Here is a 16,281-nt window from a genome sequence, read left to right as displayed (position 1 = left end):
GGCGGAGGTGGAAGAGCAGTCTGAAGACTGCATTGCCATAAGGCACAAGTCAGCTGACCACTACCTTATTTCTTGTCACTTTTGAGCCTAAAAGTAACCAAAAGGCTTGCTGAAAAAATGCTTCAACCCGCATTCCAGCCGCCTGCCCAGCTATTTCAGCTTCCCACCTCTCACTTACGAACAGCTGCGGTTTTACCATTGGAATTTTATTTCGCGGGTGGCGGGTGGCGGTTGGGGTAACACAGATTAATATTCCTACGGTTTGTTGTTCGACATTGCAAATGTCGCGAAGCGGGGGAATTTGGGATTACAAATCCCGAACAGCTATGGGCCTATGACAGCTGTGGCGGTGGTAATGTGTGAAATCAAAAACCTTCGAGGTTTGATAAACCCCCTTCTGTAAGAAATGTGATTTCCCTTTTATTATCCATATCCTAAAAGTAATAAAAATGGAAGATCGACCAATATTGGTAAAAGTTTTCTTCTTAAATTGATAGTGCAACCTGTTTTATTAACATGAGAAAATTTCTTTTAGTCCTAATCTTCTTATTCTCCACTTCCACGCTCCTTCTCGCTCAAGAAAGGTATGGGCCATATAAGATTCATAAGTTTGTGGACGGAGATACGTTCTGGGTTAAAATAGGAGTTGGGAAAACTGAGAAGATACGGCCAACCAAGGCAAATACTACGCAGGTCAGGTGGGATATTACAAAAAAAAGTATATTTTTGAGCTATCCTGATAGTTTTTTCGTTTGATCATATTACTATTATTGAATTCAGTATATTTGCACCTCAAACACAATAAACAACAATGACTACTCTAGAAGCGAATATCGACATAACTAGAAATCCTGAAGGAATTCTAAAATCCGTTTCGCTAGCTTTACCTGTATGGACAAAGGAAAGTGAAGATGGATTTTTGTCAGTCAACATTCCTATTCTGGGAATCAAAACATTTGCAAAGGATGAAGCTGATGTAGATTCAGCAATTAAGGAAGCTATAACATTATTCTGCCTCAATGCGGAAGATTTTGGCAATGGCCTAGAAAATGAGCTTAAGATGGCAGGCTGGAATTCCTCTGAAAGAAAATTTCATAATTCCTCTCTCTATTGGGCAACCAATGATGATATTATAGATTTAATAATAGAGACGGGTAGTCCATATAGTGAAACCCTAGAACTTACAGCATAATGTCTAACAATTTTTATCCTAGTGTTAGTGAAGATTTTTTGTTGGATAGAATAAGAAAAAGTCCAAAAATAGACCCTGAAACCGAAAAACAAGTTGGCAGTTCATATTCGTTTATGATGCGTGGAGATAGGCCAATATATAAACGTCAAATTACTTTACGGTCAGTTAATGGCGAATTTAATTTTATGCAAGCCTCCTCGAAAGCCATATTATTAGGCTTTATGACTGAATTACTGGAATACCTTGAAAATGAGAAAGGCTATAAGGATGGCGGTTATATCTCTAATAATTGACTGTAGAAAAAAATTTGTCTCATACTTTAGCCGTTTTGATCTGAAAATTTAATCAGTTTCTAATGGAAATTGTTTTCTAAGTTCACTTTCAATCCCAGAATAAAGTTGATATAGATGCTCAAGTCCAGTCTCAAGCTTCTCAATTCTTTTATCATAATCAATCGCCTTCCGCCTATAAGAACTATATCTCCTACCATCTTCTGATATTTCGCTTCGAAAGTCATTAGTGGTTTTAGGAAATTTATGTGCCATTGAGTTTCGCAAATCATTAATTTCCTTTAAATTTTTCGTGGAAAAGATTATCATATTCTTTACTTCTAAATTTCCAATCTTTGCAATAAATCCTGAATCCAGCTTAACCTTAGATTCATGAAAGCACTTTTCTATAAATGCCAAATTGACAATTTGCAAAATAACATCCCGAGTTGATATTAAATAGTACAACGTAGTTTCAAAATAAAAATCAAATTGCCTTAAATTAATAACCTTTAGTTCATTCTTAAAGTCCTGGTCTTTTTTGGCTATTCCTCTTTTGAAATTCACTAGAGTATTGACATACGACTGCCTTAAATTCCAAACTTTAGTACTTAAAACTGAGTCCCAGTGATAGAGATTCTGGATTTGATGAACTTCCTTAGATGATTTCTCACCCTCTAAGAGAAGCGTGAATTCTTTAACAAAAGAAAATCCAAATCTTCTCATGACAGGAAAAGTCATAGAATACTCTAACCACTCATCACGAGTTGGGTATGAGTAATTTTCCATTTTTAAGATCATAGTGCAAGAAAAAGATTTTTGAATACAAAACCAGGCCTCAGCCTGGCTTCCCGATATCGCGATGCTCATCAGGACAGGCTCTTCACTAAAATGTTCCAAAGGGAACATTTTTATACGCTCGGTCCTTGGATATTCCGGAGCCCATAAGGTTGAGATTCCGAAGCATATTGAGTGGAGGCAGTCAGGAGACTGCAGTAAGGTGGATCCAAGTCGGGAGACTTGGACCAACTGGGTTTCACTGTACTGGAGAACAAAACTATAGGAAGGAATTTTTATATGTACCGTAAACTGACGGATACCAAAGCGATGGAAGTAGCTGAGTTCCTAGGCATCAAGGAAGCTACCTATACCAAGTACGAGCGGGGCGAAAGCAAGATCACCGTGGATATGGTGCAGAAGGTCTCCGAGTTTTTTAACGTGGATCCACTTCAGTTAATCTCAACCCACCCCGGACATATTATTGATAATCATACAAATTCACCATTTTCAATTTCTGGAAACGTAAGGGCAAACTATGCCGATAAGAACCAGACAGAGGTGATGATGAAAATGATGGAGACGATGATGCAGATGAATGAGGCTATTAAGAAGATTTTGGAGGGGAAATAGGTTTTGGGCAGGTAGGCAGTCTGAAGACAGCATTATCCCAGGCTGGCGGTTGTCAGGTGGCAGTCTGGAGACTGCATTGCCATAGGCACAAGTCAGAAAGACTTGCGCCAAAAGGGGTTCTATCCAGATTTCTCCTCGCAACAAGTCCAGTAATCATTTTCTTGTTTTGATTCGCTCGTCGAAATGACGCAGGAGAAAAATGAGAAGTCTCGATTATAAGGTAGCTTGTAGAGAACCACAGGTCATTTCGACGACCAAAGGGAGGAGAAATCTCCTTTTAAAGCAGAAAGATAAATTGAGAAAGCTAAAAAACTGACACGATTATCGGTTGTCAGGTACCCAGTGCCGGGTGTTGGCAGGTGGCAGGGAAGAGATTTCTCCCGTTGGTCGAAATGACGGAAAAAACTGATCACTGATACCAATCACCTCACCCTCTTTTCTTGCAGCTTCTTCGCCTTAATCCGCGCCCGCTCCTGGAAGAACTTGATCTTCTGCTCTACCTTCTGGATTCTGAGCTTTTTATTATAGGATATCAAAAAGAAGCAGAAGAGCAGGAAATAGATCATGGTCATGTTTTTCATGCGCATGATGATCCCGAGGTTACTGAGCGCACCCATAAAAGCAAAAGTAACCGGGATAAAAGTGATCATCCCTGCCTTGATAAATAAGGGCATGTCACGGATAGCCTCGGGAGTCCAATTTCTGTAGATAAAAAAACTCAACCAGAGATAGACTAGATTTTCCACCGAGGAAAAAAGCGCGACAAAATTATGTGCGTCAAAAAACAAGGGACGGAACATATAAGTAAATAACTTCATCGGCCAAGAATAGGAAGCCAAATCAACTCCGGAACCTACATTACTGGTATTCAACCCAGCACTTCGTACCCCTGACATGGTTTCTAATGCTTCGAAACTTAATTCTTCAATTCTCAGCGCCTCCAATGTACTGGGCAATAAAAGAATTGCCCCTACCCCTGCCAGAGAGCCTAAAACAATCTTATACACCAACTTCACTTCTGACCCTAATAGAATAGCAATCCCAGCTCCAGAAACTAAGGCCTGACCCATATGTGGTCTTGAGAGGTAAACAAAGAAGAGCGCAAGTGCAGCCTGCCACCACCTGCTTTTGTATTCCTGTATCGCAAAAAAGAACCAGGCAATACCCCAAAAACAGATCGCATCCTTCCCTACTCCTGCAGTCCAAAAATGTAGATTTAAGAAGTAAAAAACAGTAGGGAATAAGGGAACACCCAGAATCTCATGATTGGTAGGAAACAGCTCTGCAGTCATCACAAAAATGTACCTGATCCCTATAAACCCTAAAAATCCAAAGAGAATATTTCCGGTCAAGTAGGACAAGCCCATCAACTGACTTGGGATATAGCAGAGCCATAGTATAAAGGTAGTTCCTTCCCCAAAGTAGGAAAACCAAGATTTTTCTCCCCTAATTAGAACCTGCTCCATTCCAAACTTCCAATAGCCCTGGGAATCTCCACCATAGTTAATAATATACCAGGTGAAAAAAGCACTAAAAAAAATATGGTAGGCTAATAGGTAATGAAGATGGAGTTCATTTTTGGCAGACAATGCAAATCGCTTAGCCATGGAGGAATTGGTATTCACCATGACTACGGAAAAGAGGAGTATGACTATAAGATCGAGCAAAAAAGAAGGTGAAAGGTGAGTGGTAAAAGGTGAAAGGTTAATTGAGTTATTTTAATACTGAAATTCCTTTTGTAGCAAGAAGGTCAACGTAGAGGGTCTCTATTTCCTTGCAATATCGCTCAGCGGAATAGTTTTCCAAAGCTCTAGCTCTTCCCTTTTGCCCCATAGTATTTCGCAATTCAGGATCTGATGCCAAAATCTTGATTTTTTCTGCTATTTGATTAGGAGAAAAAGGAGGTGTCAAAAAACCTGAATTCTCATCCTTTACCACATCCTTTAAGCCTCCTACTTTGGTGGCGATAACAGGTAGTCCATGCATCATGGCCTCAGCGGCAACCAAACCAAAGCCCTCATGAGCAGATGCTATGCAAAAGATATCCATAGTACCAAAAAAGGGATGAGGGTTGGCTTGATGTCCAGTAAACACTACCTGCTTACTTATGCCAAGAGTTTCAGATAGTTCTTTTAAGGAAGCTAAGTCCGGTCCATCACCGATTACGAGCAACTTAAAATTCGGATCATTTAAAATCTTCAATGCTTTAAGAATATCTGAAAACCGCTTTACCTGATCATAGACTCTTCCCACAGACCCTATAATAAAATCCTCTTCTTTAAATCCCAACTTCTCTTTCAACTCATGTATCTCAGAAGGAGGAGCTGATTCAGGGATAGTCACCCCGTTATTGATCAAAATGATTTTTGAGTCAGGTAATTTGGCTTTTTCGGCTAAGAACTGAACTACCGATGGAGAGATTCCAACGATCTTATCGGAAAACCTTAGAAATAATCGCTGCAACCAAATCGATTTTTTACTTCTACCTGTTGGCTCTGAGGTCTCTTCTAAAATGCGAACAGGAACAGCTCCTATGGCACCCGCAATTGCAGCCATACTCATGCCCTCAAAAATAGCCCCATGGATAATATGAGGTTTGAATTTTCGGATTACCTCTAAAACCTTCCTGTGCTTTTTGACTTCAAACGGATGTGTAAAGGATCCGACCTGAACCAATTCCACCCCTTCAGCTTCAAAGGCATCAGCAATTGCCCCTCCACCCCAAGTGCAGATAATTTTATGTTCGAACTTTGATCGATCTAAACCTCTCACCAAAGTCAAACGAACCTGCTCGACACCTCCGGAGGCGATGGTCTCGATGCAGTGAAGAACCCTGATCATAAGTCAAAAGGCTTAGGCCCCGCCACGGCGGGCAAGTTGAAGTCTGAAAGTCCATAGAAGGACATTAACGTATCAATGTAATTTTCAACAGAAAAACGCTTTGCTTCTTCTTTAGCTCGGAGGCCTATTTCCTTTCGCTCATCAACTGAAAGATCTAAAAACGACTGCATAGCATTTTGAATTTCGGAAGTGCTGAGTGGATCAATTAAGATTCCCGATTGGGATTTGCCAAGAATTTCCGGAGCTCCTCCTACTTTGGTGACTATACTGGGAAGTCCGGCACTCATGGCCTCAGCCAAAGAAACCGAAGAACCTTCTTGAAGTGATGGAAGAACAAAGGCATCTGCTTCTTGCAAAAAAGGCCAAATATCTTGCTGGAAGCCTACTAATTCCACATGATTTCCTAATTCTAAATTCTGAATTCTGAAATCTAAATTCTGCCGCTCAGGGCCATCTCCAATAATCTTAAGGAAAATCTGTCTACCCTGATTCTCCTTTACCAACTCATCAAAGGCTATTAACAATCGATCCAAGTTCTTTATCGGCACGAAACGACAGGTAGTAACAAAAACAAAGGCTGAATCACTCGTATTTTGGTCATTTCGAACTGAGGCACGAGGTGAGAAATCTCTTTTCTTTTTTTCCTCTCTTGCAACTTGGGCGCTCTCTTGCCCATTATCTTTAAACGCTTCCAACTGATCACTAACAACTGTCAACTGACTACCCACTGGATTATAAACCACCTTCACTTTCTCTTCCTCTACTTCTCCTAACTCCACAACATTCCTTTTTACTGCCTCAGAAATTGTAATTATGAAATCAGCTTTTTTATAAACCCATTTAAAAACATACCTCCAAAAAGAATGGTGATTTGGAATTCCAATTTCCTCTCCGATAATCAAAGGAACGTTAGAAAATTTAGCTGCCCAAATACCATGGAAATTTGCCTCCCCTCCCTGGGCATGGACTACATCGGGTCCAAACTCTTTTATAATGCCTTTGATTTTCCTAAGCAATTTGAAATTGGGGATTTTGGGATTGAAACCTAGAATCTGGAGTGGGATCCCTTTGGCGGCTAATTCTTCAGCTACTTTTCCGCCTTGACCCAATACAATCAGTTTGAGTTCCAAGCCTTTTTGTTTTTGAAGTGCAGGCAAGGAATTGGCCAATACCTTTTCCACCCCACCAAAATCTAGTTCAGATACAATTCTGACAACTTTCATTGGGTGTAGATATACCTAAAACAGAATTTCAAATAGTTTCTAATAAGTTTTTTTAATCTGGGGTGTTTTAAAGCAAACTTAAAAAATGAGAAAGGAAGCAAATAGAGAATCTGAGTCAAAGGATAAGAATTCGATCTTTGTTTTAATAAGTTTTGACCCATCGAAAAATTAGCTCCCGAATCAAAATATTGATAAAGATTAAGGGTCAAATACTTATCCTGGAAAACACTCCAAGAGGAATCTTTAGTGAATATGGCATAATCGGGCTTGAACATTTCTGTGAAAATTGTACAACTAAGGCTGGGAGTATTTTTCAAACTATCTGATGCGTCCAAATCGTAATGCATCAATGGGGCTTGAACATAATAGGCTTTTCCAAACCATGCAAAAGCCCTTAGCCAAACATCTATGTCCTCACCCTTTATCAAATGAGCTTTAAACCCTTCATTTTGTTTGAAAAAATCTTGGTGAATAATTGTTGAAGAGGAAGTGAATAAGGTATTGTATACTGCTTTTATGAAATAATCGTCAATTTCTAAAGTAATAGGATTTTCAATTTTTACTGGCATCTCTTCATTGGAATATGAGCTTCCAAACAAGGTTGCCTCAGGGAATCTGTCCAGAACAGATTTCATCCAAAATAAATAATCTGGGTGCCAGTAATCATCTGCATCCAAAAAAGCTATATAGGGAAATTTTGCTTCTTCGACTCCTCTATTTCTGGCAGCTGAGACCCCGTGGTTTTCCTGATGAAGGTATTTCACCTTTTGCCCATAAGTGCTGAATACCAACACTCCACTCTCATCAGTAGATCCATCATCAACTACGATAATCTCAAATTCATGAACTGATTGATTTAAAACAGAATCTATTGCTCGCTGTACGTAAGCGGCTTTATTGAAAAGCGGGATGATTATAGAAAACAATAGCTAGTTATGGAATTATATTCTTTCATAATTGGTGATTTCTTAGGAACCTGTTTATTCTTTCCATAGTCTATAAAATAACCTTAGTGATAATGAAATTGCACGAAAACATCCGCTTTTATTAGTCTTTCCTTTTATAGACAATATCGAAGTAGCTACCTACTGAAGTTCGACTTGCAAATTTATTACGCGAGAATTCTTTATATCCATGTTCAGCCATAAAGTGCTTGATGTCTGAAAGCTGGCAACACCCTTCATATGACTCAAAATCAGGCACTTCAAGTTTAATGAATTTAAAATTATTTAGAATTGGAAGGCTGCCTTGTAAGACATGTAATTCCGAACCTTGTGTGTCCATTATCAATGCTTGATAATTCTTTAGGTCTATATATTCCTTCTTAAATAGAGTAGTTAAGGTTGTACTTTTAAGTTCCACATTCTTAGTATAGTGGACTTCAGGCCAAATATCCTTGTGCTGTTTCAGATCTAATATGGATGATGAACCTCCATTATTATTTGCAATATGAAATTCATATTTCTTATTATCGAAATCTGTAACAAGGGCTTGAAATGCACGTTGGTTCTTAAAGTCTTTTAAATTATCAATAAGTTGCTCGAAAACTTCAGGAATTGGCTCAATCCAGATTACATCTAACTGGTATATTCTGTATAGTCCCCTTTCTTGTCCAGAATTCGCGCCTATATGAACTACTCCAGAAACTTCTTTCAAGAATTTATCAGGATTCTTTCTTAAATTTTTCCTAATTAAGCGGATCAATCGTTTAAACTTAGCTTTGATCATTTTAAAGTTTTTTTAACCAATATCTTTTCTATACTGATCATTTGTGGGCCATTTTTTTTATTTTAATAATCTTTTAAGCAGAAGGGCATTTTTAAAACCTATTAGACGGGAAAGCTGCTGGAATTTCGGTCCCCCTATAAAGGTTTTTTCAGAAACATTTAAAGCCTTCATCAATACTTCCGCTTTCGCTACCAAATGAGGGTAATTCGGAAAGCAATCGTAGATAAACTTCTGATAGACTTTTTTTAGGGCCTTCCTAACTCGATGTGAGTCTTCTGCAGAAAGCACATTCCGCTCATAGGCTTTGTAAGAATCCAAAAGTGAGGTATATGCTTTTTCGGACTTCTGCTGGGAAACATTGGATAGCCCGGGCTGTCTGTAATAAACTCGTTCAGTCGGTTCAAAAAGCACTTTGCTGGCCTGGAGTAATACTCTCATAAAAAACTCCCCATCCTGATTGATCGTCAAGTTCTCATCCCAAGGCTCTGTCTTTTCGATAAGTTTACGATGGGTTAAATAGGAAGAGATAGCCATCATTTCCTGATTGTTCCAGAACCTAAGCTGCAGATCTAATCCTGATTCAAAATCCTTAAAAACTCCATAAGGTGGACTTGAAAACTCCACAATATCCTCCTTGAAATTTACCCATTCACAAGATGCCATTACTTTGGAATCTTTATTTTCAAGAAGTTTTATTTGTTGAAAAATCTTATCCGGAGATAGGATGTCATCCGCATCCAAAAACTGGATATACTCGCCCTTACTTGCTTGGATCCCTACATTGGTAGCTTTGGAGACACCACCATTAGGCTGATTTATCAAATTAATTTTATCAGGGAAATTTGACTGATACGTTTCCAAGATTGCCATGGATCCATCAGTGCTGCCGTCATTCACCAGGATCAGTTCGATATTCGGATAGCTCTGTCCCAAAGCTGAATCCAAAGTCTCTATAACAAAAGCAGCCTTGTTATATACAGGGATAATTATGGAAACTAGTGGTTTCATCCTTTTGAAATTTCGCGAATTGCAAAACTTGGTGAAATCCCCCTTTCCATAGTTAAATAAATGATCTCCCAGTTATACTTTTCGCAAAACTCATACACTGCCTCAATCACGCCGTATTTCCAGGGTACATCAATCTCCCCTACAATAAAATCATGACCAGCTATAACTCCTCCAACTTTCATCTTTGGTAGGTAAGACTCCAACTCTGCTTTAGTCACCAAATAGGTATGAGCGGTATCAATATAGATCCAATCAAAATATGCATCTGGAAATTGATCCACTACCTCTGTGGAAAGGCCACGATTGATCACCACTTTTCCCTCTTCCTTCTCTTTTTGAAACTTTTGACTTACCTCATGGAAAAGCTTTTCAGGATATCGTTCACTTTGCCATACATCAACTAAATGTAATTTGGATGGTTTATTAATCTCCAAAATCTTCCTACTGAAATCTCCATGAGCAACTCCCAATTCAGCAACGATTCCATTATGTGGAAGCAGCCCTAACAACTGCTCTCTATTCGCCAGAAGTCCCCCATTTTCAACATGTTTGTATCCAATTTCCGGAGTTGGCATATTCTCAAAATTTGGTTTTTGAATTAGCCTATGCTTTTGTGTATAGAAATCGTAAAACTTCTTTTTAATAGCTCCTAACATATTTTAATCTTATCGTTTGGTATCACCACCTTTGACTAAGTTGTTAAATTCTTTAAATGCTCCTTGATTAATGGCATGGCAGACTTTGAGGATTGCCCATGATTCTTTAGGTGTAACAGTAAAAATCTTTTTTATGGCAAATCGATATCTTTTCACTAAAAAATCTAAAAAGAAAATACGAAAACCTTGCCGATTTTCTTGATACTTCCTGGTATAAGTCCCTCCAAGCAGCCGCTTGTATTTATGGACCAAATCTCGGGTATAGTACCGGGCAGGATGCAATACTTTAATATCATCTGTGTAAACGACTTGATATGCCTGACTTATTTTACCAGATAAATCAGAGTCTCCATTGGACTTCAATTGGGCATCAAATCCTCCAAATTCTTCTAAAACTGATTTATAGGAGAACCAATTGGCAGTAATGGCATGGCCTGCCATGGCATAGGATTCTGTAGTAAAACCAGTGTATTTTTCATACACTTCTGCATCGGAAAGTGCCTTGGGATTTTTGAAAAACAAGGGGACAGGTCCGGTAAGAATTCCAATTTCTTTTTTGAAATCCTGTGAAAAAAGATTCCAAGCGTTTTTCAACCAATCCCGGTCGGGTAAACAGTCTGAATCCGTAAATGCAAGGATTTCCCCTTTAGCATTTGCAATTCCCATATTTCTGGCGGCATATGATCCAGGAATTGTCTCTTCCAAAATCCTTAAATTATAGGAAATTGAAAATCCGTCAGAAAGCCTCAATGGTATTTCGGGGTCATTATTTACAACGATAGCTTCCCATTGCTTATAGGGTAAAGATTGATTTTCTAACTGTGCAAGCAATAGAATTAGGTTTTGAAGGTCTTTGTAATAAGGTATAACTATAGAAATATCCAATTTAATTTACCTTCATTTGTGACTTATAAAACCATCTTGTAAAGATATTTCTAATAGGAATCAAAAAAGTCATATAGACTTTAAATAGCAACCTCCTTGATAAATTTGATTTGATTCCATTAGACTGAGCCCTAGCGTAGAGATAAACCAAATTTCTTAACTCACAATCCATTAAGTTTTCTAATCCGATATTATCCAACCAAACCCATAAAAACAATAACTTTGATTTTTTGGATCTTTGAATAATCGTGTTTTTATCATGTCTTCTAGCAACAGATACGGGTCTACTAAATTCGGCTGGGTGAAATAAGCAAACCCTTGCTATACGGCTCCACAATTCTGTATCCTCATGAAGCTTAAGTCTATCATCAAAATATCCTACTTGTTCAAAAACAGATTTTCTAAATGTATTGGCATTGGTATGCCCCAAAATTATATCATGGGTCATGATATAACAATAAATTTCCTTGATACTCTTCGAGTTTAATTTCTCGAAAAAGTTATCAGAAAACCCAAAAACTTCTTCTCTTCCATTAGGATAATGTATTGCCCATACTGAAAATACGGCCATTACCGCTGGGTTACTGAATAATACTTTGTCCTTGGCAAATCTTGCAGGAAAATACCAATCATCTGCGTCCAAAAATGCAATAAACTTGTGTTTGGCCATTCTAATCCCAAGATTACGACTTTGGCAAACCCCTAGATTTTTCCCTCCTTCATGAGTAAACAATTTCACCCTTTCATATTCCCTACTTAATCGCTGGCAAACAGATAGAGAATTATCCTTTGATCCATCATCTACCAAAATCACCTCTGCCACTTCAGATTGGGTTAAAGCTGATTTCACCGCCTCCTCTACAAAGTGACCTACATTATAAACTGGAATAATAACAGAAACTTGGAACAAGTTAAGGGACATTGTAAAACTGAACCATTTTATTTAAAAAAGTAGTTTTTCCACATTGATCTATAGCTAATTCACGAATCTTCGTCGAAGAATAATTAGAATAGTTCTCTTTTACCTTCAATATTGCATTTACCATATCCTGTGGTCTCCTAACAGGAACAACAATACCAGTTTCTGGAGTAATGCTATCTTCTACCCCACCATTTGCAGTACTGATAATTGGTAGTCCACACATCATGGCCTCGCGAACTGCTATACCATGAGGTTCTTGAATCGTAGGAGACACAAATACATGGGCTTCGTTAAGCACATTCGAAATATCCTCCCGTGGTACATAAGGTAGAAATTCTCCCATTTCAAAAACCCCCAATTCTTTACTTTTTTGAATAAAAAGACTATTGTCACGATCAGCAGAATGTTCATCTGCACCCTTACCAACCATGATAAATTCAATTTCAGGATTAGCTTGTCTAAGTAGAACCATGGCATCCAAGAAATCAACCGCCCCTTTTATTGGTAAGGAATTAAGAATAGTAATGACAGTAAATTTTTTTCTTCTCTTTGACAAATCAATTTCATAGCGACTTTCATCCACGAAATTCCAGATTACTTCAGGATTGCATAAAGATTGATTCATCAAAATTTGACGACGCTCATCATAGCTTACTGCAGCAGTTTTGCTAGCAGCTGCGAAAGCTTGAAGAACAAGTTTTGCTTTAAGTTTTGAATAATAATGAAAAATGAAAACCTGATGTTCAAGAATCAAAAATGGAACATTATGTTTCTTAGAAAGGAAATGCGCATAAATCCCAGCATCCATCCCACTTTGAGCATGGATTAAATCGGGCATCTCATTAAATTTTAGATACTCCTTAAATGCTTCATCATGTAATTTTCTTGCGAAATAAAGTAAAACTGATTCAGGAATTCTTCTATTATTAGGAACTCGAAAATAGAATGATTTAGGTGATACAAATGAAAAATGATGATCAAGTTTAATAATTGAACCAAACTGCGCTAAGAAATAAAGCCAAACTGTTTTAATAAATTTTTCTGATTGAATTTCTCCATACAAAATTTGAACATTGAATTTTCCAGATTGATTTAAAAATTCTGCCTGCTCTCTAAAAAATGACCCCAGTATAGGATTTTTTTTTGTAGGATACCAAGATGGAATTAACAGCACCTTTTTCATTTAATTTTCAACCAAAAACTTTGCCCATGATTTGCTATTCCCTCAAAGCCTTTTGAAGCCCAAAATTCATGAAAAACAAATTTAAGATCATCATCTTTACTTATAAAAAAATTAGGTAAAAGTATTTCAAAAAAGTCAGGATTAGCTAACAAATAAGATGCTAGCATATATTGTTCTGAATAGTATCTTTCAATCCAATAAGGAGGGTAGTCATACGGAAGGAAAATATCATGAATTTGAATAATAACACCTTTCTTCAACCGGGGAATAATATCTAAGAAAACTGTGGTAACATCAGAATTCATAAATACTCTATGTGAATTATCAATAAACAGAATGTCATTTTCATCCAATTCATCAAAAATATCAAGATCAACTTCTTCTAAAGGAGACCTAATGATGGAATCGCAGATAGCATCAATCTCATCTCTAGGATGTGGATCAATAGAAATAATTTTAGTCCTTAATTTATTGTCATTGATAGCCTTAAATGCAAACTTTGTAGAATTCCCAGAACCAATTTCTAGAAATATTTTAGGCTTAAGGGAACTGACAAAACCATAAATACAAACTCCATCCAAACCAGGTAACCAAATGTTATCCCAAGTAGGATCTGTGCTATTTTTAATTTGATCCCTATTTGATGAAATTTCTTTAAGTTTTTCTTCATATTTTAAAAAGCTTAGAAGAATATTCTTATACCTATCTTTATTTTCACTTATTAAATCTCTAATTTTTTTATGTGGTTTTTCAGCAGTATACCTTTGAGATAAATTCAAAGGATAATCTAAAATTGCAATTGTCTCAGGTGAAACCTGATTAGCAAACCATGAAAATCTCACTAAATTAATTTGACTGGATTTTATTTTATGTGAAATTTTCCGAATTAATTTATGTTTATATCTTTTTAAAAATTCCATAATTTATATAATAATAAAATTAAAACTTTGCACAAAAGATTATCACAATAATGAAACATATTTATTCTTAATCACTAATTGACTATAATTTCACTTACAAAAAAACAAACATCCTCAGACTAATTTGAAATAATAATTCAGTATTAATGAACCATTTATATTAAGCACCTAAATATTAGATTGAAAACAGTCATTTGATAATATCAAAGACTTACCTTTGATATTATCCCTATCTAACGGATGTGGAAATTCAGTCACATATTCACCTAAAACACCACTATCATTTCTTAAAAATGTAAACTCCATAACTTCGGGAATAGTAATGTTATTTTTAAATATACTTCCCCCACTATTGTTTGGATGAATATGGACAACACTATGGTATCTTAGAATTTTAGAAAATGTTAACTCTATTATATTGAAAAAATGTGGATGCCAAATCGATTCAAAGCTGTGGAATTCAATTATAATTATTCTGAATTTTTTTAACATTTCTTCTGTAATATTGATTATCGCAGCATATTCAAATCCTTCAATATCCATTTGAAGCATCAAATCAGATTCCGTTTGAGTTGTAGTTCCACGTATCCAATTATCCATTGTGATATATTCATCAGAGTTTATACATCCAATATGCTTCTTCAAAAATTCATAATTAAACTCATTTTTGTTCAGGTTGGGTCCACTTACAGATTTATCAGCCATATATACTTTCATTCCTAAATCCATGCAGGCTTTTTCGAATTCACTTATATCAGAAACACCTGGAGAATAGCAAGTGCTTATTCCCATCAGGTTGTTAGGGACTAGATATCCTCCATCTGCTTCTGCTCCCATTCGAATCAAATCATATTTTGTCTTTCTAGGGTATATCTTTGTAAGAAAGTCAAGCATTCTTTGTTTAGAAATCCCCCTAGTTAAATCGTAATTCCTTTCTTGAATTTTTGAAAAAATCCATTTTTTAACAGATAATATCATATAATACTTTCAAGCATACTAATTCAATAATACTAAATAATCATTTATTTAACTCTGTTCCTCAGTATTTCGAAATTGTCCCTCAACTGGTTTAGGATAAATGACATACATTTTCCTTGAGCATATTTTTCCGATAACTGTATTTTAAGAAATTTGAATAGGAATTTAAATCTTTTGATTTAGTTTAAAAATGGGTTGATTAAATCCTGCCTACATTTTGGGCAAATCAAATAATTCCTATTCTCTTGAGAGGAGGTATCGCCAAGTGTTGAAACTTCTATTAGCCCTTTGGATTCATCAATATGAAAATACCTCACTTCTTCCGATTGATATAAAGAACCAACTTTTAACCCGAGTTCCTTATCCTGAATCTCAAGAATGATAATAGGCTTATGCTCATGCAATAAGCTACCATATCCACTGAGAACTTCATATTCTAGCGTTTCTACATCAATCTTAATCAAATCAGGTTTTAGAATTTGTTTACTCTCAATTAAGTCATCGAGTCTATCAACCTTAACTAGGATTGAGTGTTGCTTGATAGGTCTCCATTCTTTATTTAAACTACCATGGTTCGTATTTTCCGTAGTGAAAGTTTGATCCCCTGTGTTATAAAAAGGAAATTCGCCTTTAGTGTCTGAAAGTGCAACCTGATGACAGTGTATATCAAATCGATTAATTTCATTGTTTTTGACAAGGACTTGGTAAATATTGGGTTGGGGTTCAAAAGCATGTACTGTTGCTTTAGGGTTATAAGCTTTGGCCATTACAGAGAACCATCCGGAGTTAGACCCTATATCAAAAATAAGTTGAGAAGATTTGGCTAATTGGCACCAAATCATGCGTGTCTTTTTTTCATAGTCAAAGTTTTCGAATCCCGCCCAGAACATTTCTGTTTCCCAGTAGAATGCATTATTGTATAAAAAAAAAGAAACCCCATCTTTAGTTTTAACATTAAACTTATCGAAGAATGTTCTTTTCTTAAATTTGAAAAATGGATGGAGAGACCTTAATATTGAATAAATTGGTCTAGCGAAATGTTGGTGAAAATACGATTTGATCATTC

At 36.6% G+C, this 16,281-nt stretch carries 18 protein-coding genes; 4 read left to right on the top strand and 14 right to left on the bottom strand.

Features of this window, described 5'->3' with window-relative positions; all coding sequences use genetic code 11:
* Positions 1 to 516 precede the first annotated feature (516 nt).
* From BM386_RS01445 to BM386_RS01435, 3 genes are read left to right on the top strand one after another with little or no spacing between them, the layout of a single operon-like run.
* On the top strand, positions 517 to 756 hold the full coding sequence (locus BM386_RS01445; RefSeq protein ID WP_091691285.1) for a hypothetical protein: 240 nt from the start codon (positions 517 to 519) through the stop codon (positions 754 to 756).
* Between the two features lie 55 nt (positions 757 to 811).
* Positions 812 to 1,192 (top strand): hypothetical protein, encoded by a 381-nt coding sequence (locus BM386_RS01440; protein WP_091691284.1) that lies wholly within the window; start codon positions 812 to 814, stop codon positions 1,190 to 1,192.
* The gene (locus tag BM386_RS01435) at positions 1,192 to 1,485 is read left to right on the top strand and encodes a hypothetical protein (protein ID WP_091691283.1); all 294 of its coding nucleotides are present in this window, start codon (positions 1,192 to 1,194) and stop codon (positions 1,483 to 1,485) included. Before BM386_RS01440 ends, BM386_RS01435 begins: the two co-directional genes overlap by 1 nt.
* Positions 1,486 to 1,533: 48 nt before the next feature.
* On the opposite strand, the gene BM386_RS01430 is transcribed toward BM386_RS01435, so the two are convergent.
* Positions 1,534 to 2,250 carry a Cthe_2314 family HEPN domain-containing protein gene (locus BM386_RS01430; protein WP_211482870.1) on the bottom strand — a complete coding sequence of 239 codons (717 nt, stop codon included), beginning with the start codon at positions 2,248 to 2,250 and terminating at the stop codon, positions 1,534 to 1,536.
* Between the two features lie 231 nt (positions 2,251 to 2,481).
* Here BM386_RS01430 and BM386_RS01425 point away from each other — a divergent pair, with 231 nt between their 5' ends.
* The gene (locus tag BM386_RS01425; protein ID WP_244545432.1) at positions 2,482 to 2,871 is read left to right on the top strand and encodes a helix-turn-helix domain-containing protein; all 390 of its coding nucleotides are present in this window, start codon (positions 2,482 to 2,484) and stop codon (positions 2,869 to 2,871) included.
* Positions 2,872 to 3,293: 422 nt separating this feature from the next.
* On the opposite strand, the gene BM386_RS01420 is transcribed toward BM386_RS01425, so the two are convergent.
* The 13 genes from BM386_RS01420 to BM386_RS01360 all read right to left on the bottom strand — a co-directional run bounded on the left by BM386_RS01420 (position 3,294) and on the right by BM386_RS01360 (position 16,279).
* Positions 3,294 to 4,478, bottom strand: a complete 1,185-nt coding sequence (locus BM386_RS01420) for a hypothetical protein (RefSeq protein ID WP_091691911.1) — start codon at positions 4,476 to 4,478, stop codon at positions 3,294 to 3,296.
* Between the two features lie 106 nt (positions 4,479 to 4,584).
* Positions 4,585 to 5,712 carry a glycosyltransferase gene (locus BM386_RS01415; protein ID WP_091691280.1) on the bottom strand — a complete coding sequence of 376 codons (1,128 nt, stop codon included), beginning with the start codon at positions 5,710 to 5,712 and terminating at the stop codon, positions 4,585 to 4,587.
* Positions 5,709 to 6,935, bottom strand: a complete 1,227-nt coding sequence (locus tag BM386_RS01410; RefSeq protein WP_091691279.1) for a glycosyltransferase — start codon at positions 6,933 to 6,935, stop codon at positions 5,709 to 5,711. Before BM386_RS01410 ends, BM386_RS01415 begins: the two co-directional genes overlap by 4 nt.
* Positions 6,932 to 7,861: a glycosyltransferase family 2 protein gene (locus BM386_RS01405; RefSeq protein ID WP_091691278.1), complete on the bottom strand. Its 930-nt coding sequence runs from the start codon at positions 7,859 to 7,861 to the stop codon at positions 6,932 to 6,934. Before BM386_RS01405 ends, BM386_RS01410 begins: the two co-directional genes overlap by 4 nt.
* Before the next feature lie 121 nt (positions 7,862 to 7,982).
* Positions 7,983 to 8,663 carry an FkbM family methyltransferase gene (locus BM386_RS01400; RefSeq protein ID WP_091691277.1) on the bottom strand — a complete coding sequence of 227 codons (681 nt, stop codon included), beginning with the start codon at positions 8,661 to 8,663 and terminating at the stop codon, positions 7,983 to 7,985.
* Between the two features lie 57 nt (positions 8,664 to 8,720).
* Positions 8,721 to 9,671 (bottom strand): glycosyltransferase family 2 protein, encoded by a 951-nt coding sequence (locus tag BM386_RS01395; protein WP_091691276.1) that lies wholly within the window; start codon positions 9,669 to 9,671, stop codon positions 8,721 to 8,723.
* Positions 9,668 to 10,327, bottom strand: coding sequence for a class I SAM-dependent methyltransferase (locus BM386_RS01390; protein WP_091691275.1), 660 nt, complete (start codon positions 10,325 to 10,327; stop codon positions 9,668 to 9,670). The genes BM386_RS01395 and BM386_RS01390 overlap by 4 nt, the downstream gene beginning before the upstream one ends.
* Positions 10,328 to 10,336: 9 nt before the next feature.
* Complete coding sequence (locus BM386_RS01385; RefSeq protein ID WP_280140984.1) at positions 10,337 to 11,212, bottom strand: glycosyltransferase family 2 protein; 876 nt, start codon at positions 11,210 to 11,212, stop codon at positions 10,337 to 10,339.
* 1 nt (position 11,213) lies between these two features.
* The gene (locus BM386_RS01380; protein WP_170857004.1) at positions 11,214 to 12,122 is read right to left on the bottom strand and encodes a glycosyltransferase family 2 protein; all 909 of its coding nucleotides are present in this window, start codon (positions 12,120 to 12,122) and stop codon (positions 11,214 to 11,216) included.
* A 1-nt stretch (position 12,123) separates the two neighbouring features.
* Positions 12,124 to 13,317 carry a glycosyltransferase gene (locus BM386_RS01375; RefSeq protein WP_091691272.1) on the bottom strand — a complete coding sequence of 398 codons (1,194 nt, stop codon included), beginning with the start codon at positions 13,315 to 13,317 and terminating at the stop codon, positions 12,124 to 12,126.
* Positions 13,314 to 14,237 (bottom strand): class I SAM-dependent methyltransferase, encoded by a 924-nt coding sequence (locus tag BM386_RS01370; RefSeq protein WP_091691271.1) that lies wholly within the window; start codon positions 14,235 to 14,237, stop codon positions 13,314 to 13,316. The genes BM386_RS01375 and BM386_RS01370 overlap by 4 nt, the downstream gene beginning before the upstream one ends.
* Before the next feature lie 168 nt (positions 14,238 to 14,405).
* Entirely contained in the window at positions 14,406 to 15,215 is an 810-nt protein-coding gene (locus BM386_RS01365) for an FkbM family methyltransferase (protein WP_091691270.1), read from the bottom strand.
* Between the two features lie 179 nt (positions 15,216 to 15,394).
* The gene (locus BM386_RS01360; protein WP_091691269.1) at positions 15,395 to 16,279 is read right to left on the bottom strand and encodes an FkbM family methyltransferase; all 885 of its coding nucleotides are present in this window, start codon (positions 16,277 to 16,279) and stop codon (positions 15,395 to 15,397) included.
* Positions 16,280 to 16,281 lie beyond the last annotated feature (2 nt).

The sequence above is a fragment of the Algoriphagus locisalis genome (assembly GCF_900116615.1).
GTDB classification, from domain to species: Bacteria; Bacteroidota; Bacteroidia; order Cytophagales; family Cyclobacteriaceae; genus Algoriphagus; species Algoriphagus locisalis.
The sequence above is the reverse complement of the archived record's forward strand: the minus strand, read 5'-3'. Positions and strand labels throughout refer to the sequence as shown.